The sequence below is a fragment of the Alteromonas sp. ABE4_545 genome (assembly GCF_056161325.1).
Window position 1 is genome coordinate 431,075 of the sequence record NZ_JBSWYY010000001.1, and the last position, 20,211, is coordinate 451,285.

The following is a 20,211-nucleotide window of genomic DNA, read 5'->3' on the forward strand; positions in this document are numbered from 1 at the left end:
TACGTATCACTTCGCATTTGGATTAACCGCCCTGTTGTTCTTGCTTGCGTTTTCGCAACTGCAAGGTTTGCTGATGCAGGCTGGCTCTGACTAACAGTTCCTGATCCTGCTCTCGAATTCGCGTAAAAATAAAGGCTATATGGTAGCGGCCTTGTTCCTGCTGGCAAGCGATAACTTCGCCAAAGCAATAGACGGCTGCTGCTTCTTCATTCAAGAATAATTTTACTTCAGCATGGTCGCCCACGGTTAACGCTTGGTCACTGTCGACAATAATCCCGCCACCGCCGAATTTTACAGTGAGATAGCGCAGGGCGGCATTGTCTTCACTGTGCAGAATATACGACATCATCAAATCGATTTTTTTGGCCTGATGATTTAAGTACGCAGCCAATTCTTCGGCATGATCACTTAAATGCCGCAGTGGACGCAAGGCTTTTGCCTCGATGCTGGCCATTTCTCCCGCAATGCGAAAGGCATAGGGCATGGCTTCTTCGAACTCTTCTTCCAAAGGAAGTTCAGTCGCCGCATCAATTGGGCGAATGTTGACCTTGAGTTTGTGCGCAATCATGAAGAATTCTTCAAACTGCGCTTGTTTTTGTGTCAATGTGAGCGTGTCCACTGGTACTCCAAAAACCTTGTACTTGAGCCTATTGTAGCTTACACGTATGATGCACCCAAGCATAAGCTATTCTGCTGATTGACAAAACCTTAAAATGAGCAGAGTTTCGCTAAACCTCAATTGATTGATTAACCGTTTTCCAAGGTTACTATGTTGCAGCCTCTTTCCGCTTTTGTCGCCTGGCGTTACGCCACTGCTGGCAAACACAATAGTTTTATTTCTTTTATTAATGGGTTTTCTGTTGCTGGTATTGCCTTGGGGCTGATGGCACTGATTATTGTGTTGTCGGTGATGAATGGCTTTGAAGGGCAACTTAAACAGCGCATTCTCGGAATTGTCCCTCAAGTGGTTGCCAAACATGTGCAACCTGAAACGATTAGCGCGCTGGAAATACCTGAAGTGAAAGCCGTGATGCCTTATCGCGAAGCTGAGGGTGTTGTGCAATCTCGTGAAGCACTGCGCGGTGTGTTAATGCAAGGCGTTGATCCTCAAGCAATGAAACAACACAGCATTGTGGCTGACAACATAGTTGCTGGCAGTTTTAGTTTGCTAAGAGAAGGTGATTTCAACGTTATTATCGGCCGCGCTTTGGCATTAGAGCTCAAAGTGAAAGTAGGTGATACCATGCGTTTGATTGCCGCTGGAGCCAGTGTTTACACGCCATTAGGGCGAATGCCTAGCCAGCGTTTAGTGGTTGTGGCTGGCACATTTAGTGTGGGTTCTCAGCTCGACGACAAAGTGGTGTATATGGCGCTAGGCGATATGACTCGCCTATTGCGTATGCGCGCTTCCTCTACTCCAGATACCCGCTTATTTTTGCATGACGCGTTTAATTATCAGCAAGTGGTTAATGCCTTGTCAGCCGAGAACATCGAATCGGAAAACTGGCGCTCCCGTCAAGGTCCCTTATTTGATGCTGTGAAAATGGAAAAGAACATGATGTTTCTAATGCTGCTACTCATTATTGCTGTGGCGGCGTTTAACATAGTGTCAGCCTTGGTGATGGTGGTTACCGAAAAACAAGGCGATATTGCCATTCTGCAAACCCAAGGTATGTCGGAACGGGCGATTATGGCCGTGTTTATTTTTAACGGCATGTTTAACGGTCTCAAAGGGGCGGTGTACGGGCTAGTACTTGGCTTGCTTGCAGTATGGCAGCTCAATAACGTGCTGGATTTATTGGGTATTCACCTAGCATTGTCGGCGGATGGCCGAGGTTTACCGGTCAATGTGCAATGGCATCAGGTGGTTGCTGTAACTTTGTTCGCCCTTTTGCTGTGTTTTGTGGCGAGTTTGTATCCAGCTAGGCGTGCGCTGCATGTGCAACCCGCTAGAGCGTTGCAAAACGATTGATAACTCATACGTTAAGTGTATTTACATGACCATTGATAAATTTACCGCTGTTTTTATGTCGAAACTTGGCCTATTCGCCACACTTTTTTTGTTTTCGTTAACCAGTGAAGCTGCGCCTGATAATCGGTTTGATGCTTCTCGCTCATTGTTAGAGCAAGGGCAGGCTGAATATCAATTTATTGAGCATGTTTTTTCTCGACAAACTGAGGCACCACCTAGCCTTAACAATATTGCCAATATTCGTGTGACTCTGGCTATTCCTAAACGACGCGCCCCAGAAAGTGGGTATCCGGTGTTGTACTTTTTGGACGGCAACGCGGCGTTAATGGATGTAAAAATCGCTGATTTGCGCGATAAGCAGGTGTTACCGGTTATGGTATTTGTGGGTTACAACGTGGATACGCGTTTTGATTTTAAAGCGCGCACATATGATTACACGCCGCTTAACAGTCAAGGTGAAGGGCAATTTCATCAATGGCTCGGCGGGGGCGCAGCTGGCTTTTCCAGTTGGCTAACCGAGCAACTCGTGCCTTGGGTGGCAACGCAAGTTCGCATTGATAAAAATCACGTGGGTTTGTGGGGGCATTCATTCGGCGGTGTGCAGGTGCTGTACACCTTACTGCACCATCCTGAGTCGTTTAGTCACTTTTTCGCCATAGACCCAGCCATTTGGTGGGGAGATGGCGATATGTTGGCACAATGGGAAGCGACACAATTTGGCCCAGACTTGTCAAACACGCAATTGTATTTGGTTCACGCCGAATCTGACCGCAACAAGAAAATGCGTACGTTGCCACCTTTACCTGAAAAAGGGCCGGTTGCTCCTCCCGTATTAGCTGCGCGTCTCTCGCCCGATGCCCATGCAAAATTACTGCAATTTTTTGATCAACAAGCTCATATCAAAGGGCAGTATATCGGTATAAAAAATAGCAATCACGGTGCGCTGTTCCCAATGGGATTAAGTTTGGCTATTGGTGAATTTTAACCTTGTGTTCGTATATTGACCATTAAGTCAGGTTTTTGCATTTTTTATGGGTTAAAAACTGATTTATTTGATGTTTATCAGTGCAAAATGTGGCGAAATTACCTATACTTCCGGTCTTTTATTTAACGCGTTGGTAGTAGGCATCATGGAAAAATTCTATATCTCGTCAGACTCCTTGTTACGGGATTCATTCCGTCTAGCAGCTCAGGTTTATGAAGATGGGTTTCGCCCACAGTTTATTGTGGGTATTTGGCGGGGTGGTGCGCCCATTGGCATTGCAGTGCAAGAATTTTTCGAATTTAAGAATACACCGACAGATCACATTGCAGTGCGTACTTCGTCGTATTACGGCATTAACCAGCAATCAAAAGAAATTCGCGTACATGGCTTACACTATTTGGTAGAAAACGCCAACGCCGATGATGCCTTGTTGATCGTGGATGACGTATTTGATTCGGGTCGTAGTGTTGAAGCTTTAATCAAGCAAATTCGCAAGTTAATGCGTTTAAACATGCCTAAAGACATTCGTATTGCGTGTCCTTGGTATAAACCACAGAACAACAAAACCGAATTGACACCGGATTACTTTGTTAACCAAAGTGATGAGTGGTTGGTATTTCCTCATGAAATTGCTGGTTTGAGCGAAGATGAAGTGCGTAAAGGCAAGCCTGAGTTAGGTGATGTTGTTGACGTGCTATTCGACAAGCACAAGAAATAGCACAAACAGTTGTTTGATTAAAAAGGGCATTTGCCCTTTTTAATCAATGACGATAAGTCTGCAAAATAAGACTGTAGATACTGAACGGCTTGTTTGGTTTTCGTTTGTGTTGCCAAGTTCTTTGGCGTTACCGCATATACGTGATAGTGGGGCAATGTCCATTGCGGCAATATGTGTACTAAGTCTCCTCGCTCCAAATAGGGCTGTACCTCTGTTTTTGGCAGTACGCCAAAGCCCACCCCGTCTTTGACTAGTTGAATTAACGCTTGCATAGAGCTCACCGTAATTTGCGGCCTGGGTAATGATGCGTCTTGTTCTGAATGATGCTGTAGTTTGCGATGGACCACAAAATCGTAGGCGATGAAGGCATGCTCGGACAATGCCATTGGGTTTTCTGGGGGCATATCAGCGAGTGGATGTGTGTTGCTGACACACAGTATTTGTTGCCATGTCGCTAGATGCACAGAGGTAAAGTTGTGGTCCTCATAAGCGCTAAAACGAATGACGATATGTGCATCTGCACTGAGTACTTCATTTTCGCTGTCTTCCAATATGACTGAGATCGTTAATTTTGGAAATTGTTGGCAGAGCTGTTTCAACGAATGACTGAGTAATCCGCCACCGAAGCCCTCTGGGGCAATAATTTTTAGCTCGCCAGTGATATCTTCTGATAAGCGCTCCAATGCTTCTTGCCCCGATTCTGCAACCTCTAGCAATTTGATGCTATGGCGAAAATACACTTCGCCTGCTTCTGTCAGCAGCATCTGGCGTGAATTGCGATGGAATAAGCGCAAGCTTATCTCTTGTTCCAGCTTCTTAATTTGCTGACTGATGGCTGATGCCGTCATATGCAGCTTTCGAGCGGCGGTGGTCATATTCCCTGACTCCGCCACGCAAATGAACACTTTTAATGCTCTAACAAGTTTGACGTTCATTGTGTTTAGATTTGCTTATCACAACTATTAAAAAAAGTTGTTTGTGTAAAGGTTTTGTCAATTTTATCCTGAATGACAATGATTCTCACTTGATTAGTCGTATATTTAATGAAGTTAAACTCTCTTAGCTATCTTTCATCTTCCCTTATTCTTGCTTTTTCTTCTTCAGCGCTGGCGACGCCAGTAGAGCAAGATTTAGAAACCATTGTCGTTACCGCATCCGGCTCTGCGCAATTACTTAAAGAAGCTCCCGCTTCGATCAGTGTGATCAGCAAAGAAGAGCTGAGCGAGCGGTTTTATCGAGACTTAACTGATGCCATGACAGACGTGCCCGGCGTGGTGGTAACTGGTGGTGGCGATAGAGAAGACATCAGTTTACGTGGTATGGGCAGTCAGTACACTTTGATATTGGTTGATGGACAGCGCCAAAGTTCACGTGAAACGCGCCCCAATAGCGATGGTCCAGGTGTGGAAGCGTCTTGGATCCCACCTCTTGCGGCAATAGAGCGCATTGAAGTCATTCGAGGCCCAATGTCTTCATTATATGGTTCTGACGCGATTGGTGGCGTGATAAACATCATCACCCGAAAAACGCCCGATGCATGGCGTGGCGAAGTGCGAATGGACGCCACGATCCAAGAGAATGACGATTCAGGTAACCAATATCAAACGCATTTCTTTACTGCAGGGTCGTTAATTCCTGACAAATTGGGTTTGCAGGTGTATGGCCAATATACCAAGCGAGAAGAAGACAATATTGTTGATGGGTTCCGCGATCGCGACACGAAAGAGGTAAGTGCGAAACTGGCATTTACCCCTAATGACGCCCATGAGTTTGTATTAGAGGCCACTCACTCTCAACAAGAAACCGCGTCGACACTAGGTAAAACGGTTGCGCCGCTTGCTGAAGGTGAAGCATGTGGTCGACGAGGTTGCCCGGCATCAAGTTCTACAGACTACGACCGCACCAATATCTCGTTGAGTCACACTGGTTATTGGAGTTGGGCTACGTCACAAACTTACATAAAGCACGATGAATTTGACAATAAATCTCGCCAGATGTTTGTCAAAAATTTAGACGCGCAAACAATGTGGTCGATACCTATCAACGACAAAGTGAGTGTGAGTTCAGGAGCGTCTTATTTCGAGGAAGAACTGGAAGATTTGACCAGTAACCAAATCAGTGATTTGTCGTTAGTTGACGGTCACCAATGGTCGATGTTTGCCGAAAGCGAATGGAAGCTTGTTGATGACTTTGCGGTGACGACAGGTCTGCGTTACGACGACGATAAAAATTTTGGCGGCAATTGGAGCCCACGTCTTTATGGCGTGTGGCAGGCGAGCAATAACACTGTGGTTAAAGGCGGGGTTTCTACCGGCTTTAGAGCGCCAAACCTTCGCCAAATGAATCCGTCGTGGGGGCAGATCAGTCGAGGTGGAAACATCTATGGTAATCCAGATCTGGAAGCCGAAAACTCTACTAGCTATGAACTCGGCGTCTATCAAGATTTTGGTAAGCAATTGTCATTGTCTGCCACGGTGTTTTATAACGAATTTAAAGATAAAATTACGCGTATTCAGTGCCCTGAAACCTTGTGTACAGATGGCCCGAATGATTTTGGCTCAGCCCCTACAACCTACGTAAATGTTGATGAAGCGGTTACTCAAGGCTTTGAATTTACCGTAAATGGCAACCTCGGCACAAACCTTGAGTACAGTGCCAACTATACTTACACCGACTCTGAACAAAAAACAGGTGAGTACAAAGGTAGCCCACTTAACCAATTACCCAAACATCTAGTGCAAACGTCTTTGCGCTGGGCTATGTCTGACAATGCAAGTAGTTGGTTGCGTATTCATTATCGCGGCGAAGAAAGCCAACCGACAACTGGCCCTTCACAGAATAGCTTAGTCGCGCCGTCTTATACGCTCACAGATTTGGGTGCAAACTATCAGTTTTCACAAAGTATCAAATTGGGGGCGGGGATCTACAATCTGTTCGATAAGAAAATTGGGATGGATGAGTATGGTTACGTTGAAGATGGGCGCCGTTTATGGCTTTCTCTGGCGTGGGGTTTTTAAGCTGAACTTTAACGGTAGAAAGGGCTGCTTGCCCTCTCTACCGAATACTGTGTTGCTTTACGCTTTTTGTGATGCAATCCAGTTTTCAATATCTTCACGTACCAACGCCATGGGGCGTGCACCAGGTAATAAAATGACATCGTGAAATGCTCGAATATCGAATTTATCACCTAACGCCGCTTTTGCTTCATGGCGCAGTTTAACAAATTCTAACATGCCCAGTTTGTAGCCCAATGCCTGACCAGGCCAAGCCATGTAACGCTCCACCTCTGGGACGACATCGGAGAGTGCCGTACCGGTGGTGGCGTGGAAGTAATCAATCGCTTGCTGGCGAGTCCAATGTTTGCGATGCAAACCTGTATCGACAACCAAACGCACCGCGCGATATAGCTCTGCTTGTAAACGCCCCAAATTACCCAGCGGATCATCGTCGTACATACCGAGTTCTTCTGCCGCCAAATATTCTGAGTACAAAGCCCAACCTTCCACGTAGGCATTGTAGGGAGCGTTTTGACGTAATAAACCAATGTTTTGTTGAGCCATGTTTAAGGCAATTTGGAAATGATGGCCGGGCACCGCTTCATGATAGGTAAGGGTTTTAAGACCAAACTTTGGTACAGCGGCCATATCACGTAAGTTGATCCAATAAATACCAGGGCGCGTGCCATCTAGGGAAGGACCAGAATAAAAGCCGCCTGCTTCTCCGGCTTCAGATACCGGGGGAATGCGTCTGACTTCTACCGATTGAGTGGGGAGCGTACCGTAGACTTTGGGCGCTTGGGCCATAACGTGTTCAATTTCAAGATTGAGACTATCGAGCAGGGCTTGGCGGCCTTCGTCTGTATCTGCGTACAGTTGGTCTGGCTCTTGTGCGATGGCAATCATACGTTCTCCAACGGTACCGTCTGTGTAGCCATTGGCAGATAAAATTGCATCCATTTGTGCTGAAATACGTGCGACTTCGTCCAGACCTAATTGATGAATGTCGTCTGGGCTTAAGCTTGAGTCGCCAAGGTAACGAATTTCGTGTTTGTAAAATGCTTCACCATTGGGCTGAGACCAAATGCCATCGGCTTCAGGAGCCGTGTTTTGTGTGGCAAGTACGGCTTGTTTTGCGCGTTGATACGCAGGGTAAACTACATCTGAAACCGCTTGTGTGGCTTGGGTGACCAGTGCCGTGAGCTCTGCTTCTGTCATTGTGTTAATTTTACTTAACTTGTTGGCGAAGCTGAGCACCAGTTCATGCTCAGCAGGGGAGGCCGCTAAAAAGCTGTCGAAGTATGCCAGCGTTTTCGGATACAGGTTTTTGGGCAGCAAAATGCCTTGATTGGCGTCGGCATTGTATTTACTGATCACTTTATCGACAAAATCCCCCATGGCATTAAGGCGTGACAGATAAGCATCAGCTTGTGGTTTGTTGGTAACGGCCTGTTGCACTTGCATGAGTTTTGGCGTGTCAATTAACGGGCCGGCAATTTGGTTGATAATATAGGGTAGGTGGCCTCCCCACGTATCAATGTACCCCCCTGAAAAGTCTGAGTCTCCGGCGTAATATTGCAGAATGTTCGCCACAATCTTTTGATGGGTTTGTTGTGACGCAGACAGCGCTTGTGTATTAATTGCCGAAATGGCTACAGCGTCTTGTTTCATGACCTTTTGCAGTGCTTGCATGCCAGTTGCACTGTAATCTGGGAATCGATTGTTGTATTCGCCGCCAGCATCAGCCACCGGCACAGCTAACATTGTTGCTAGGGATGGTTGCGCTTTTAAAAATGCCAGTGTGGCTTGACTTACACGCTCATCAAGCTGCTGGGCAGGTTGAATTTGAGCAGTTTCCACAGGGGCTTGCGTTTGTGGAGTTTGGTTGTCTGAGCAGGCGGTAAGCACAGCAGCAATACTTAACGACAGGAGTAATTTTTTAGTCACGTTATTCTCTTTATTTTAGTTATTAGTGGGTGTTAATGCGTATACCATATACTAATCTTCGTGGCGGCGCGAGGCTTGGTCGATAATCTGTAGGTCGGTGTGGGTAAAATACGTTCGGTTAAGCAACGTGTGCAGAATAGGGGCTACTAGTTGTTATCGATATAAAATTTATCGTGGAAGGTATAAACCCAATAGGGTTTGTAAATGACCAGCAAGGTCATTGTCATCCCGTTGAGCAAGCCTTCAGGGAATAGCATGAGCGGGATCATTAACAGGTAATTGTTGCTGATGTCGTCCCAACTATGAATACCTTCAAACCAATAATAACCACCCATTAGGCCCATTTTGAGGGCGACAACAATGGCCGCTGGAAAAAACGCACACACAAAAATATATACGAAGAACTGGCGTGGAAGATGGTGAAATGCGAGGGTGAAAATGAGATAAGTGACCGCGATAGGGATCACCATTCCCAGTAATGCGTTTATACCGAAAAGCGCCCATGGTTCTTGGCCTATTGCGCACAGACCAATTAATGCTAGCGTGGCGACGATGATGGCGTACCGAAAGCCCATTACTAGTGTTAGTGCAACAATACCCAAAAAATGGATGTTGAGACCATCGTTAACGGCCACGCGCAAAAACCACAGTACAAAAAGCGCCACGCCAGCACCAAAAATCAGATGCTGACGCAGTTTGTTTGCAAGCAATGCTTGAATAGACAAGGAGCGCAGTATGATTAGCATTACAATGAGGTAAAGAGCTAACGCGCTGCCTTGTAGCATCGTCATAGCGAGTTACGCCTTATAGGTGGCCCAGATTGGCGCGTGATCAGAAGGCTTTTCAATACCACGCAGTTCGTAGTCAATACCGGCTTCTTGCAAACTTTCATGCATCTTCGGCGTTGCAAGAATTAAGTCTATACGAAGTCCGCGATTATCGTTAAACCCTTTTGAGCGATAATCAAACCAGCTGTACTGATCAGCGGTTTCGGGGTGCAAGCTACGGAAACTGTCTTCCAATCCCCAGTCGAGCAAAGTATTCAGCCACTCTCGCTCTTCTGGCAAGAAGCTACATTTACCCGTGCGCAACCAACGTTTGGCATTGTCGGGGCCTATACCAATATCTAAATCGGTGTGTGAAATGTTCATGTCGCCCATAATGATCACATTGTCTTCGGCGGTATGATAGTCACCCAAGTAGGTCATGAGATCTTGATAGAACTTGCGCTTGGCAGGATATTTGGTTTCATGGGATTGGTTTTCACCCTGAGGGAAATACCCATTGAGGATGGTAACGGGTTCTCCTTGTGCATTTTCTACTGTCACCATAATCATGCGACGCTGGGCATCTTCCTCGTCTGTTGGAAAGCCCATTTGCACTTTGGTCGGCGCTTGTTTGGTAAGCATAGCAACACCGTAATGGCTCTTCTGACCGTGAAAGAACACGTGATAGCCCATTTCTTTTACCGCTTCGACGGGGAACTGTTCATTGTGCACTTTGATTTCTTGTAGCCCGATGACATCAGGTTGGTGCTTGTCGATAAGCGCTTGCAGTTGATGTAAACGAGCGCGGATACCATTGATATTAAAAGAAATGACTTTCATGATGACTTTATATTCTAAGGTTTAATGGCGGCATAATAGCAGAAACACCGAGTAAGCTTAACCTTGAATCAGTGGGGAAAAAGCGATTGATATCCGTAATAATTCTGATGCAGTAGTTGGGATAATACGTCTCAGCAGGTAAAATACCCGCAATGTTGTTTATGAGAATGAATCATGGAAACCTTATCAGAAGGTAAAATTAAACAGTTGGCGAAATCGCCAGCGGAAGAACGCGCAGACATTACCATTGCAACTGTGCTCGAAACCCAAGTGATTTGGGGGCTAGCTGGTGAAGCAGGCTGGATCATGATGGAAGACGGTGAGCAGGTACACTTGCCACTTTGGCCACTAGAAGAATTAGTGCAAACTTGGGTTCGACAATCTACGCCTGAGAGCCAACCCACGGCCATTTCACTGCCAGAGTTTATTGAAACTTGGTTGCCGGGTTTAGAAAAAAACGCGACACAAGTCGTGTTATTCCCTACAAAAGCAGGAAACGGCGGTCTTCAAATTTCTGCGGCAGAACTGCGTGAATTGCTTACCGCTGACGCTTCATGAGCACGAATTTCCCACTCGCAGAAAGCGTGAAAAAGGCCCAAGGGTGGGACAACCTGCTACGTGCTCTCATGTTGGCAGGTAAACAACTCCCGCTATTGGAAGAGGCCTTGCGCAGCGACACCACTTACCTTGCTGGGTGTGAAAGTGAAGTGTGGATGACGGTTGCAATTGGTCAACAAACTCTGTCGATTCACGCATTTTCACCGAGTAAAATTATCCGCGGTGTATTGGCCGTGGTCATTGAGCGCGTAAATGGCTTGCACGTCAACGAGGCCATGGCCGTAGATTTAATGGCTTATCTGGATGACGTTGGCTTATCTCGGTATTTAAGCCAGTCTCGTGGCAATGGAATGAAAACGGTCGTACAGGTTATAGAGTACACGCTGCGCGAGGGTTACACCGAATCACCGTAATACGCACTAAAGCGCTTATTGCCCTTGCTCGGCGGCGAGTTTGTTTTTGGCTGTGATCCACTGCGACATATATTGCGTGCTTCGCATGCTATGGTGCCAACACAGGCTTTGCAAAAAGTGATGGCTACGGTGCTCAGCCACGTTGTTGTGCAAATGCAAAAGCCTTTCTGTTAGGCCTACTGTCATTTTATCTTTATCAAAATACTGCTGCAGTACTGCTGGGCTTTTGCGTTGAGCATCGCTCCAGTTTGAGGGGTTGGTATAAAGTGATACAGCGGCTTGGCAGAAGGCTTTGTCATCATCGGTTACTGTGCCTGGCCATTGTTGGGGTGTGGCTAAGCCTTCAGCACCAATAGACGTGGTGATTGACGGTGTGCCATTGAGCATCGAATTGATCAACTTGCCCTTTACTCCAGCACCAAATCGCAACGGTGCTAAACACACCCTTGCTTCGCGCATCACTTGGTTGGCATCTTCTGCCCAACCTTTCACCATAAACCCTTTTTTTGCGTTGTGTAGCGCCGTGGCTTTTGGCGGCGGATACGCTCCGTAAATGTGCAATTCAGCGTGTGGCAATTGCGCGCGAATGTGTGGCCATAGGTGCTGCAGTTGCAGCACAGCGTCCCAATTAGGGGCATGACGAAAATTACCAATGCAAATAAAATGTGCTCTTTGGTCGAAGTCTGGGAGCGTCGCGCATACCTCGGTTTGCTCAAGCATTAAAGGCAAATGATACAGTTGGCTACTGGGAACGTGGTAATGATGTTCGAGTAGTGCTTTTTCGGTTTCGGATATGAGTAAAGTGAGATCAGAGCGCAAAATAGCAGCAATTTCTCGTTGTGCGAGCGGGGTGTTGGTACTGGCTTGTTGCCAACTTTGCTGTTGTTTAACGGCTTGATGACGAGCTTCGCGTAGGCTGTGTAGGTCTTCCGTATTCAACACATGAACGGCATTCGGGCAGCACTGCCGTACACGCCAACTAAATTGCTCTTCGGTCATAAAACGGTCGAAAATGACGATGTCGGGAGCAAGCGACGTAATGTCATCATTAAAGCTGTCACAATTTAACGCCACTGATTGCACTTTTACCCCTGACGTTGTGAGGTCAGGGGCGTGTTCACTCTCGTTTGCTGCGGTTAAGAATGTCACTTGCCATTGGTTGTTTAAGCAATGCTTGATAATGCCTTGCATGTTCAAGCCTGCAGCCGATGAATTAGGCTCTGGCCAAACATAACCAATAATAACTACGTGCAATGATGAATCGTTCACAACCCTACCTCAACTGTTAAGCGGCGCAGAGTGTACCACGGATTCAATCTTGCCGATATTCGCTCACTCGCTAGCTTTTATGTTGGTCGATTGGATCAAAAAAGGTTAGGGTTATTTTTCATCAGCTTACTTATAAAAGCGCATACTTTTCACACAAATCGGTTGGTGTTTCTCACTGTAATCGACTATATCCTTTATGACGAGGATACATTTCGCAATAACTTCACTGACATTGGTTGTCGTATTAGTGGAACCAGAGAGGGTAAGTGATGAACATTAGGGAAGTCGCTTCGCAAGCTTCGGAATTATTCGTATTACCTGATTCGGTAGTACGGTTGAAAGAGTGTATGGATGACGAAGCTGCCAGTATTAATGACGTGGGCCAAATTATCTCATGCGACCCAGCGCTCGCCGCACAAATGCTAAAAGTGGCCAACAGTGCGCTGTATCGCTTTCCTCACAAAATTGATTCCATTAATAAAGCATTGCAAGTGATTGGCACCCGAGCTGCTTACGATTTAGCACTGGCTTACGGGGTGAGTAATGCGTTTGGCGAAGTAGAAAGCCGTTGTATCGACCTCGACAAGTTTTGGGAACAGAGTGTCAGTTGCGGGTTGTTGGCAAAATATATCGGTGAAACAAAAAGAGCCCCAGAGCCAGAGCGTTTATTTGTGTGTGGCTTGCTCCACAATATTGGCGAACTGGTTGTGGTGTCGTTGTTGCCTGACTTAGCGAAGAAGTGTCAGAACTTTTCTATTTCAGTATCACCTGCGGAGCTGCAACAAGCTTTGCTAGGCTTTACCTATGCAGAATTGTCGGCGATGTTAATTGAGTCTTGGCAGATACCCGAATCAATTTATATTCCAATAACCCAACTGCATTTTACCGACATGCCTAATGCCACGTTAGATATTCAAATTGTGCAACTGGCCTATGTGTTAGCTTTAGACAATGTAAATCCGAAAATTTACCCCAGCTATTATCACTTACAACCGCAAATGCATGAAGGCCTCGACCTTGAGCAGAATGATTTAGAAGAAGCCTTGGATATTACGAATTTGCAGTGTATTTCTGTGATGAGCTTATTTAACCCCAATTCACATCTTTTGTACTAATTGCCGGGTGAGAAGAACTTACGGCGGCGTGTTTGCCGCCGAATACAAACTCGGGATTAATCGAACACCGCGACAGTTTGCCTACTTAGCGCAATAACTTCATTGTCTTTGTCCCAGATCGTGGCTTCTGTGTGACCATAGCCTGCAGCAGCTTGTTTGGTATGAACTTGATAGGCAAACCAATCTTCTCCTGACACAGGGCGATGAGGATGAATAAACTCAACGTTCCAACTTACGGTACTCGCCGGTGCTGGCCAACGCAGTAATTGCAGTAACGTGGGGGGCCAAGCATCAATCATGGTCAGTATGTGTGCGTCTTCAATCGTTGCTGGTGGCTTTTTGAAACGCATCCAACCGTGGTAAAAATCTTTCTTACTTTTGGTGAAAGGTAACCCACCGTCATCAATAGACAAATCAAAGTGTTGCAGAAATTTAGGCGTCACTTTGGGGATTTGCGGAATAAACTTCGCTTTTGTCGGCACAGGCATACTGTGCGCATGGGTGTTATCAACAGATACCGAAGATTCACGGCCTACGCCATAACAGGCTTGAGACAACACGCAAATATTGCCGTTCTGCACTATTTTCGCAATGAATTGAGAAACGTTACGGCCTTCTCTGAGCTTCTCTAGTTGAATAGAAAACGCGTCGCCCGGTGTTAAAGGGCCAACAAACTGAGTGGTAAAAGAGCGTAACACATGGCTAGGGTTGACCAATGGGGAGAGGGCTTTGCATAAAATTCCGGCACTAACACCACCAAATACTGTACGCCCTTGACTCCAATCTTTCGGGATCACGAGATTGTCGAGTTGCCATTCTTTCTCACTTACGGGCGTGCGTTCGGGTAAATCAAAGAGTTCATCGATTGTCATAACTGGCTTCTGGTCGGATGAGTTTTGTTATTAACAGCATACTAACGCAAACCTACAAAGCTTGCCAACTAGCAAGACTATGATTCTGGTTGATGATTACAAATAATTAACAATTAGTTGCTGTTGGAGTGATGAAGGGTAGTGTTATCGCTAGGCGAAACAATGTTTCGATTATATCTGAGGTTTGTGGCTGTCGTTTTTGATGTTTTTTTATTCATCAATGAGGCCTCGTATAAGGAATTAATCATGAGTCAACCCGCTGAAAAGCCCAGTGTAGCCTATCGGAATTACGTGCTGTGTATCCTTACTCTAGTGTATGCATTTAATTTTATAGACCGACAAATTATTGGGATTTTGTCGCCCTTTATTAAAGCCGACCTAGGGTTAGATGACGCCCAGTTAGGCTGGTTAAAAGGTATTTACTTTGCGCTGCTGTACACCATTGTTGGAATACCCATTGCGTGGTTAGCCGACAGATACAGCCGCGTAAATATTATTAGTATTTCTCTTACGCTTTGGAGTGGTTTTACCGCTGTATCGGGTTTTGCGACAAATTTCTTGCAATTAGCCATAGCCCGCATAGGTGTGGGTATTGGTGAAGCTGGCGGAAGTCCTCCCGCGCACAGTATGATTTCAGACTTGTTCCCGAAAGAAAAACGCGCAGGAGCGTTAGCCATTTATTCTTTGGGCATCCCTTTTGGGATCATGCTTGCCTTTTTCGCGTCTGCATTTTTCTTACAGGGCGGCGCGGCTGATTGGCGTATGGTGATGATTTGGGTGGGGTTGCCAGGTATCGCGCTTGCAATCTTACTCAAACTCACGGTCAAAGAGCCTACGCGTCAAGCCGTGCCTAAACAATCATCCGAAGTAACGGTATGGCAGTCGATCAAAGCCTTGCTTAAAATTCCAACCTGGTGGGGCATGGCATTGGGTATTTCTTTTGCTTCGTTCGGCAGTTATGCCATATCAACCTGGATCATCGACTTTTACGTGCGCAGTTATGAGGGGCTTGTGATCACCGATTTACTGATTGTTTTCGGGATTACCAATGGTACAGCCTATGCGGCAGGCGTGTGGTTAGGAGGCGTATTGGCAGATAAATTGGGCAAGAAAAACAAAAAAGCCTACGCGCTATTACCCGCTTTTGCTCTCATGATCGGTGTACCTGGGTATTACTTCGCATTACAAGTGAACGATTTATGGTTGTCAGTGGCGTGCTTAACACTATTGTTGTTTACCAGTGGTTCCTACTTTGGCCCGTGTTTTGCGATGGCTCAAACGCTGGCTCCAGTGAAAATACGCGCCATTTCTACAGCACTGTTCTTTTTTGTTCTGAACATTATCGCATTAGGGGGAGGGCCGACATTTACGGGCATACTCAGTAATCTGTTAGCGCCGAGCTTGGGTGAAACCGAAGCACTGCGCCAAGCTTTGATGTATTTGTTGATACCCTTTGTGATGTCGATTATTGTATTTGGTTGGACCAGTACAAAAATCACCCGTGATTGGCAAGAGGCTGTTGATCGCGGGGCCTAGCACGCGGTACTTTGCTAATGACAACACAATCAACTGGCGTGACGCTACACTTTGCGCACGCCAATGGCTTTCCAGCCGGCAGCTATCAACAACTGTTTAATTACCTTCCATCGCATTGGCGTATTCTCGCGATGCCGAAGTTTGCCCATAGTAATCAGTATCCGTTGAAAAATAACTGGCCCCATCAAGGTCAGGAATTATTGGATTTCGTATTTGATCGTGAAGACGCGCCAGATAAGGTTTATCTTGTTGGGCATTCCATGGGGGCGATTATTTCCTATATTGGCGCAAGTATGCAGCCAGAGCGGGTGAAAGGACTCATTCTGCTTGACCCTCCCGCATTGATGGGGCGTGCCCGTTTTATGTTCAAGGTATTAAAGAAAACCAAGTTCATTGATAAATTAACCCCTGCCGGTATGGCGGCAATCCGACGCAATGGTTGGGCGATTAATACTGATTTAGTGGAGTATTTTAAGCAAAAAGCATTGTTTCGTCATTTTGATGAACGTTGTATTCAAGATTATGTGAACGCTGTGATGGCGGAAGTTAAAGGGGAATATCGGTTACACTTCGAGCCAGATGTAGAAGCTGAGATTTTTCGCTCAGTGCCAGATAATCTGGCCAAATGGAAGGGGATGTTGCAATGCCCCCGATTATTAGTGACATCGAGAGATGGGCCTGTAAATCCTCCCAATAGCCGCAATGGATTTATCAAAGCCAATAATTTACAGCATCAAACTCACCCGGGTACACATATGTTCCCTATGGAGCATCCTGAATCGGTGGCGGCGCTGATAACGTCAACAATAACACAATGGGAACAAGACCTCGGGTAAGTGTTGAGTTGCACCAACAAAAAATGCCGCAATAAGCTGCGGCATTTAATCAAGGGTCTAAAGCGGTGCTATTCGAGGTTTTCCAGCATTTCTCGTGTAACAAGAACAACGCCTTTAGGAGAAACTCTAAAACCCCTTGCTCGGTCGTCATCGTGGTTGTAACCAATCACCATGCCTTCTGGGATCACACAACCGCGATCAATAATCACTTTCTTGATTTTACAATGCCGCATAATTTCAACGTCGGGCAATATAACGGCTTCTTCAATAGTGCCGTAGGAGTGTACTCTTACATTGGAGAAACACAGGCTACGACGGAGCGTAGAACCCGAAACAATACAACCACCCGAGACTACAGAGTTAATGGCTTCACCGCGGCGATCATGGTCTTCCCACACAAATTTTGCTGGTGGTAGTTGTTCTTGATAGGTCCAGATAGGCCATTTTTGGTCGTAGAGGTTAAGTGCAGGCACAGGCGCAACCATTTCCATGTTGGCTTCCCAGAAAGAATCGAGGGTACCTACATCACGCCAATAGGCGTTTTCTTGCGTACTGCCTTCGAATGGATAGGCGTACACATCGTGATCTTCAATAATTGATGGAATAATGTCTTTACCGAAATCTCGCTCAGAGCCAGAACGTTCGGCATCGTGGGCTAGTTGTTCAAACAAAAACTCAGTGTCAAACACATAGTTCCCCATTGACGCTAAACAGTTTTGATCGTCACCAGGGATAGGGCTTGGGTTTTCTGGTTTTTCTTCAAAGCCGAGTATGCGATAGTTTTCGTCGACCGACATCACACCAAATGCCCCCGCGGCTTCCTCGCGCGGCACCGACATACAGCATACGGTCATTTTGGCCCCGCTCTCAACGTGACGCGCAATTAATGGGCCGTAGTCCATACGATAGATATGGTCACCGGATAATATCATGACGTACTTGGGCAATTCGTCGCGGATAATATCAATGTTTTGAAATACTGCGTCAGCCGTGCCTTCGTACCAGCTATCAGAATAGCGTTGTGACGCCGGTAGAATTTCAACAGATTCGCCAAGTTCTTTCTTAAAGTGACCCCAACCGCGCACAAGGTGACGGATTAACGAGTGAGACTTGTATTGGGTGACCACGCCCACGCGGCGAATACCCGAATTGATACAGTTAGATAAAGGAAAATCAATGATGCGGAATTTACCGCCAAAATAAAGTGCAGGTTTTGCTCGCCAGTTGGTTAATTCGTGTAAGCGTGAGCCTCGACCACCGGCGAGTATCAGTGCATAGGTATCTCGAGTAAGGTTACTGATAAAACGGGCACTATTATCTGCCATTCCTAGCATCTCCTTGTACATATGTAAGTATTTAGCCATAACATTCGGCTAACAATGGTGTGCGTGATAAACGTACTGGTTCATATTACACAAGTATTTGATAAACGTAAGTCATGTGCTGAAAACAATTTAAAAAAGTCTATGCTTTTTGATCTCAATGCTATTTTTTAACTTGTGTGATTTTTATTCGTTTTTATTTCACACAAAGGATTTAACACCAGTTTGTTAAAAATATGTTATAAATAAGAGGGGTGATTTGTGAGGAGGCAAATATGGCTATTTATCGGGTTGTCGGGTACATCATTGCAGCGGCTATTTGCCTAATATTATTTGGCTTTGCGCTGCCAGATACATATCGCGTTGAACGCAGTATTACCATTGACGCAGAACCCGACGAAATTTATCCCTGGCTGGTCGACATGCATCAGTGGGAAAAGTGGGGAGTGTGGTTTCAAAAAGACCCGAATATTATTGTCAGCTATTCAGGGGCCAATAAAGCCATTGGCGCAACAAGTAGCTGGCGGGGTGAGGGCGCGGGCAGTGGTTCAATAGAAATCATTGCGTTAGTACACTTGAAGCAAGTGGTGTATGAAGTGAAATTTCACGAGCCTGAGCGGACATCCACGGGAGAGTTTGCACTTAAAAAGACGAATGTAGGCACTGTGGTAGTGTGGACCGATCAAGGGCGAATTGGCAATAATCCGATTGACCGGTACTTAGTCATGTTCGCCGAAAAGCAAATGAGTGAAGACTTTGAACTAGGCTTAGACAACTTAAAAACCTTGGTGGAACATACGCCTAGCTAAACATTACACTGATCAACTCACACGCTTTGTTCGTATAGCTAAACCTTAATTAGCAAATAGTAGTTAAAGAGACCCCTTTGTTTCCGGCATATCACCGGCTAGTTAGTGGCCTGACGGCAAATAAACTGGCCGATTTACTTATTTCAGCAAAAACAACATTACCCGCGCTACTTGTGGTGGTTGGTGCACCTACTTGGATGAGCAGTGTATTGGTTCCTATTCGAGAGTCGGGCGCATTATTACCACAAGGCATAATTGGTTATGGGCTAAGGCATTACCGCTTGCGCCACCGCGTATGGCGTTTGGGCCTCGTGATACAGATTTTAAGTTTACTTTGCGTGTTGTGCAGCGCATTGATGTTAAGTGGGAAAAGCGCCGGTTATGCCATTTTAGTTGCGTTGGTTGTTTTGAGTGTTGGGCGAGCTGCCAGCTCGTTGACGATGAAAGATATACAAGCCAACACCATTGCAAAAGGCAAGCGTGGTCGTCTGTTAGGCGTAGCCTCTTCTGCTTCCGGTTTATTAACCTTGTTAATAGCGGTTCCTCTCCTTATTTTTCATTCACAGTTGGGTGAAAGTGTCAGTTTAGGTTTGGTGATTGGCGCAATATGTGCGTTGTTGGTGTCATTATTGATTCTGCTGCCACTTCACGCTGTTGTTGAAAAAAGCGCTGATGATGCCCCGTCAGAACGGCGGCGTTGGCAGTTTGACAGCGTGGTATACCGGTTTATTGTTGTCAGGGGGTTATTTGTTCACAGTGCCCTTGCTGCACCTTATTTCATGCTCAGTGGAGAACAAAGTGCGTTCACTTTGCTGCCTGCCTATATTGCAGCGCAAGCGCTGGCGTCTATGTTGTCGTCATTCCTTTGGGGCCGTATTGCTGATTACAACGCACGTTTAACGCTGCAACTGGCGGGCGTGATAGGGGTTATTGCGTGCCTTGGGTTTGTGCTTTATGGCAGTGGAACCCTTTGGGGGTCGGCGATGTGTTTCTTTTCGCTGGCTGTGGCGCATGCTGGGGTGAGAACGGGCAGAAAAACCTACAGTTTAGATGTCAACGAAGGGCAAGCCAGAACGGAACTCGTGGCATTTAGCAATTCGGCTATCGGCGTTATATTACTGGCTCTGGGAGGAGTTTATGCGTGGGTAGCAAGTCAAGTTTCTATCAATATGGTGTATATAATGGCATCGGGGCTTACTTTGGGGGTATTACTGACGCTGATCTTGCCTGCTGAAAAGCGTCAGTAAGGGCGGTTA

The 20,211-nt window shown here is 46.2% G+C and carries 19 protein-coding genes; 11 read left to right on the forward strand and 8 right to left on the reverse strand.

Annotation, left to right across the window (positions count from 1 at the left end; genetic code table 11):
• Window positions 1-22: 22 nt before the first annotated feature.
• Window positions 23-619: a PilZ domain-containing protein gene (locus tag ACXAH6_RS01980; protein ID WP_474874945.1), complete on the reverse strand. Its 597-nt coding sequence runs from the start codon at window positions 617-619 to the stop codon at window positions 23-25.
• 150 nt (window positions 620-769) lie between these two features.
• On the opposite strand from ACXAH6_RS01980, the gene ACXAH6_RS01985 reads away from it, so the two are divergent.
• The 3 genes from ACXAH6_RS01985 to ACXAH6_RS01995 all read left to right on the forward strand — a co-directional run bounded on the left by ACXAH6_RS01985 (window position 770) and on the right by ACXAH6_RS01995 (window position 3,675).
• Complete coding sequence (locus ACXAH6_RS01985) at window positions 770-1,972, forward strand: lipoprotein-releasing ABC transporter permease subunit (RefSeq protein WP_474874946.1); 1,203 nt, start codon at window positions 770-772, stop codon at window positions 1,970-1,972.
• Between the two features lie 25 nt (window positions 1,973-1,997).
• Complete coding sequence (locus tag ACXAH6_RS01990; protein ID WP_474874947.1) at window positions 1,998-2,957, forward strand: alpha/beta hydrolase; 960 nt, start codon at window positions 1,998-2,000, stop codon at window positions 2,955-2,957.
• A gap of 145 nt (window positions 2,958-3,102) precedes the next feature.
• Complete coding sequence (locus ACXAH6_RS01995) at window positions 3,103-3,675, forward strand: phosphoribosyltransferase (RefSeq protein ID WP_474874948.1); 573 nt, start codon at window positions 3,103-3,105, stop codon at window positions 3,673-3,675.
• A gap of 17 nt (window positions 3,676-3,692) precedes the next feature.
• Here ACXAH6_RS01995 and ACXAH6_RS02000 read toward each other — a convergent pair whose 3' ends face one another.
• Window positions 3,693-4,610 (reverse strand): LysR family transcriptional regulator, encoded by a 918-nt coding sequence (locus ACXAH6_RS02000; RefSeq protein WP_474874949.1) that lies wholly within the window; start codon window positions 4,608-4,610, stop codon window positions 3,693-3,695.
• A gap of 108 nt (window positions 4,611-4,718) precedes the next feature.
• Here ACXAH6_RS02000 and ACXAH6_RS02005 point away from each other — a divergent pair, with 108 nt between their 5' ends.
• Entirely contained in the window at window positions 4,719-6,692 is a 1,974-nt protein-coding gene (locus ACXAH6_RS02005) for a ligand-gated channel protein (RefSeq protein WP_474874950.1), read from the forward strand.
• 57 nt (window positions 6,693-6,749) lie between these two features.
• On the opposite strand, the gene ACXAH6_RS02010 is transcribed toward ACXAH6_RS02005, so the two are convergent.
• The 3 genes from ACXAH6_RS02010 to xthA form a co-directional block, all read right to left on the reverse strand.
• Window positions 6,750-8,618 carry a DUF885 domain-containing protein gene (locus ACXAH6_RS02010; protein WP_474874951.1) on the reverse strand — a complete coding sequence of 623 codons (1,869 nt, stop codon included), beginning with the start codon at window positions 8,616-8,618 and terminating at the stop codon, window positions 6,750-6,752.
• Window positions 8,619-8,764: 146 nt separating this feature from the next.
• On the reverse strand, window positions 8,765-9,409 hold the full coding sequence (locus ACXAH6_RS02015; RefSeq protein ID WP_474874952.1) for an energy-coupling factor ABC transporter permease: 645 nt from the start codon (window positions 9,407-9,409) through the stop codon (window positions 8,765-8,767).
• Between the two features lie 6 nt (window positions 9,410-9,415).
• Complete coding sequence (gene xthA / locus ACXAH6_RS02020; RefSeq protein ID WP_474874953.1) at window positions 9,416-10,225, reverse strand: exodeoxyribonuclease III; 810 nt, start codon at window positions 10,223-10,225, stop codon at window positions 9,416-9,418.
• Between the two features lie 174 nt (window positions 10,226-10,399).
• Between xthA and ACXAH6_RS02025 the strand changes: the two genes are divergently transcribed.
• Complete coding sequence (locus ACXAH6_RS02025; RefSeq protein WP_474874954.1) at window positions 10,400-10,783, forward strand: DUF2750 domain-containing protein; 384 nt, start codon at window positions 10,400-10,402, stop codon at window positions 10,781-10,783.
• Window positions 10,780-11,196 carry a SufE family protein gene (locus ACXAH6_RS02030; protein ID WP_474874955.1) on the forward strand — a complete coding sequence of 139 codons (417 nt, stop codon included), beginning with the start codon at window positions 10,780-10,782 and terminating at the stop codon, window positions 11,194-11,196. The genes ACXAH6_RS02025 and ACXAH6_RS02030 overlap by 4 nt, the downstream gene beginning before the upstream one ends.
• A gap of 15 nt (window positions 11,197-11,211) precedes the next feature.
• Here the strand turns inward: ACXAH6_RS02030 and ACXAH6_RS02035 are convergent, their stop codons facing one another.
• Window positions 11,212-12,465 carry a glycosyltransferase gene (locus ACXAH6_RS02035; RefSeq protein WP_474874956.1) on the reverse strand — a complete coding sequence of 418 codons (1,254 nt, stop codon included), beginning with the start codon at window positions 12,463-12,465 and terminating at the stop codon, window positions 11,212-11,214.
• Window positions 12,466-12,734: 269 nt separating this feature from the next.
• Between ACXAH6_RS02035 and ACXAH6_RS02040 the strand changes: the two genes are divergently transcribed.
• Window positions 12,735-13,580 (forward strand): HDOD domain-containing protein, encoded by an 846-nt coding sequence (locus ACXAH6_RS02040; protein ID WP_474875039.1) that lies wholly within the window; start codon window positions 12,735-12,737, stop codon window positions 13,578-13,580.
• A gap of 56 nt (window positions 13,581-13,636) precedes the next feature.
• Here ACXAH6_RS02040 and ACXAH6_RS02045 read toward each other — a convergent pair whose 3' ends face one another.
• Window positions 13,637-14,452, reverse strand: coding sequence for an acyl-CoA thioesterase (locus tag ACXAH6_RS02045; protein WP_474874957.1), 816 nt, complete (start codon window positions 14,450-14,452; stop codon window positions 13,637-13,639).
• 246 nt (window positions 14,453-14,698) lie between these two features.
• Between ACXAH6_RS02045 and ACXAH6_RS02050 the strand changes: the two genes are divergently transcribed.
• Together ACXAH6_RS02050 and ACXAH6_RS02055 are read left to right on the forward strand one after the other, a co-directional pair.
• A complete protein-coding gene (locus ACXAH6_RS02050; RefSeq protein WP_474874958.1) occupies window positions 14,699-15,988 on the forward strand; it encodes a spinster family MFS transporter in 1,290 nt (429 codons plus the stop codon).
• 17 nt (window positions 15,989-16,005) lie between these two features.
• Window positions 16,006-16,824 (forward strand): alpha/beta fold hydrolase, encoded by an 819-nt coding sequence (locus ACXAH6_RS02055; protein WP_474874959.1) that lies wholly within the window; start codon window positions 16,006-16,008, stop codon window positions 16,822-16,824.
• 68 nt (window positions 16,825-16,892) lie between these two features.
• On the opposite strand, the gene glgC is transcribed toward ACXAH6_RS02055, so the two are convergent.
• Window positions 16,893-18,149, reverse strand: coding sequence for a glucose-1-phosphate adenylyltransferase (gene glgC / locus ACXAH6_RS02060; RefSeq protein WP_474874960.1), 1,257 nt, complete (start codon window positions 18,147-18,149; stop codon window positions 16,893-16,895).
• A gap of 272 nt (window positions 18,150-18,421) precedes the next feature.
• Here glgC and ACXAH6_RS02065 point away from each other — a divergent pair, with 272 nt between their 5' ends.
• Both ACXAH6_RS02065 and ACXAH6_RS02070 read left to right on the forward strand, forming a co-directional pair.
• A complete protein-coding gene (locus ACXAH6_RS02065) occupies window positions 18,422-18,955 on the forward strand; it encodes an SRPBCC family protein (protein ID WP_474874961.1) in 534 nt (177 codons plus the stop codon).
• Window positions 18,956-19,032: 77 nt separating this feature from the next.
• A complete protein-coding gene (locus tag ACXAH6_RS02070) occupies window positions 19,033-20,202 on the forward strand; it encodes an MFS transporter (RefSeq protein WP_474874962.1) in 1,170 nt (389 codons plus the stop codon).
• Window positions 20,203-20,211 lie beyond the last annotated feature (9 nt).

Bases quoted from the DNA above. Each gene is read 5' to 3' on its own strand.
- ACXAH6_RS01985 (WP_474874946.1), top strand. From the start codon at position 770: ATGTTGCAGCCTCTTTCCGCTTTTGTCGCCTGGCGTTACGCCACTGCT.
- ACXAH6_RS01990 (WP_474874947.1), top strand. From the start codon at position 1,998: ATGACCATTGATAAATTTACCGCTGTTTTTATGTCGAAACTTGGCCTA.
- ACXAH6_RS01995 (WP_474874948.1), top strand. From the start codon at position 3,103: ATGGAAAAATTCTATATCTCGTCAGACTCCTTGTTACGGGATTCATTC.
- ACXAH6_RS02000 (WP_474874949.1), bottom strand. From the start codon at position 4,610: ATGAACGTCAAACTTGTTAGAGCATTAAAAGTGTTCATTTGCGTGGCG.
- ACXAH6_RS02005 (WP_474874950.1), top strand. From the start codon at position 4,719: ATGAAGTTAAACTCTCTTAGCTATCTTTCATCTTCCCTTATTCTTGCT.
- ACXAH6_RS02015 (WP_474874952.1), bottom strand. From the start codon at position 9,409: ATGACGATGCTACAAGGCAGCGCGTTAGCTCTTTACCTCATTGTAATG.
- xthA (WP_474874953.1), bottom strand. From the start codon at position 10,225: ATGAAAGTCATTTCTTTTAATATCAATGGTATCCGCGCTCGTTTACAT.
- ACXAH6_RS02025 (WP_474874954.1), top strand. From the start codon at position 10,400: ATGGAAACCTTATCAGAAGGTAAAATTAAACAGTTGGCGAAATCGCCA.
- ACXAH6_RS02030 (WP_474874955.1), top strand. From the start codon at position 10,780: ATGAGCACGAATTTCCCACTCGCAGAAAGCGTGAAAAAGGCCCAAGGG.
- ACXAH6_RS02040 (WP_474875039.1), top strand. From the start codon at position 12,735: ATGAACATTAGGGAAGTCGCTTCGCAAGCTTCGGAATTATTCGTATTA.
- ACXAH6_RS02045 (WP_474874957.1), bottom strand. From the start codon at position 14,452: ATGACAATCGATGAACTCTTTGATTTACCCGAACGCACGCCCGTAAGT.
- ACXAH6_RS02050 (WP_474874958.1), top strand. From the start codon at position 14,699: ATGAGTCAACCCGCTGAAAAGCCCAGTGTAGCCTATCGGAATTACGTG.
- ACXAH6_RS02055 (WP_474874959.1), top strand. From the start codon at position 16,006: ATGACAACACAATCAACTGGCGTGACGCTACACTTTGCGCACGCCAAT.
- glgC (WP_474874960.1), bottom strand. From the start codon at position 18,149: ATGGCAGATAATAGTGCCCGTTTTATCAGTAACCTTACTCGAGATACC.
- ACXAH6_RS02065 (WP_474874961.1), top strand. From the start codon at position 18,422: ATGGCTATTTATCGGGTTGTCGGGTACATCATTGCAGCGGCTATTTGC.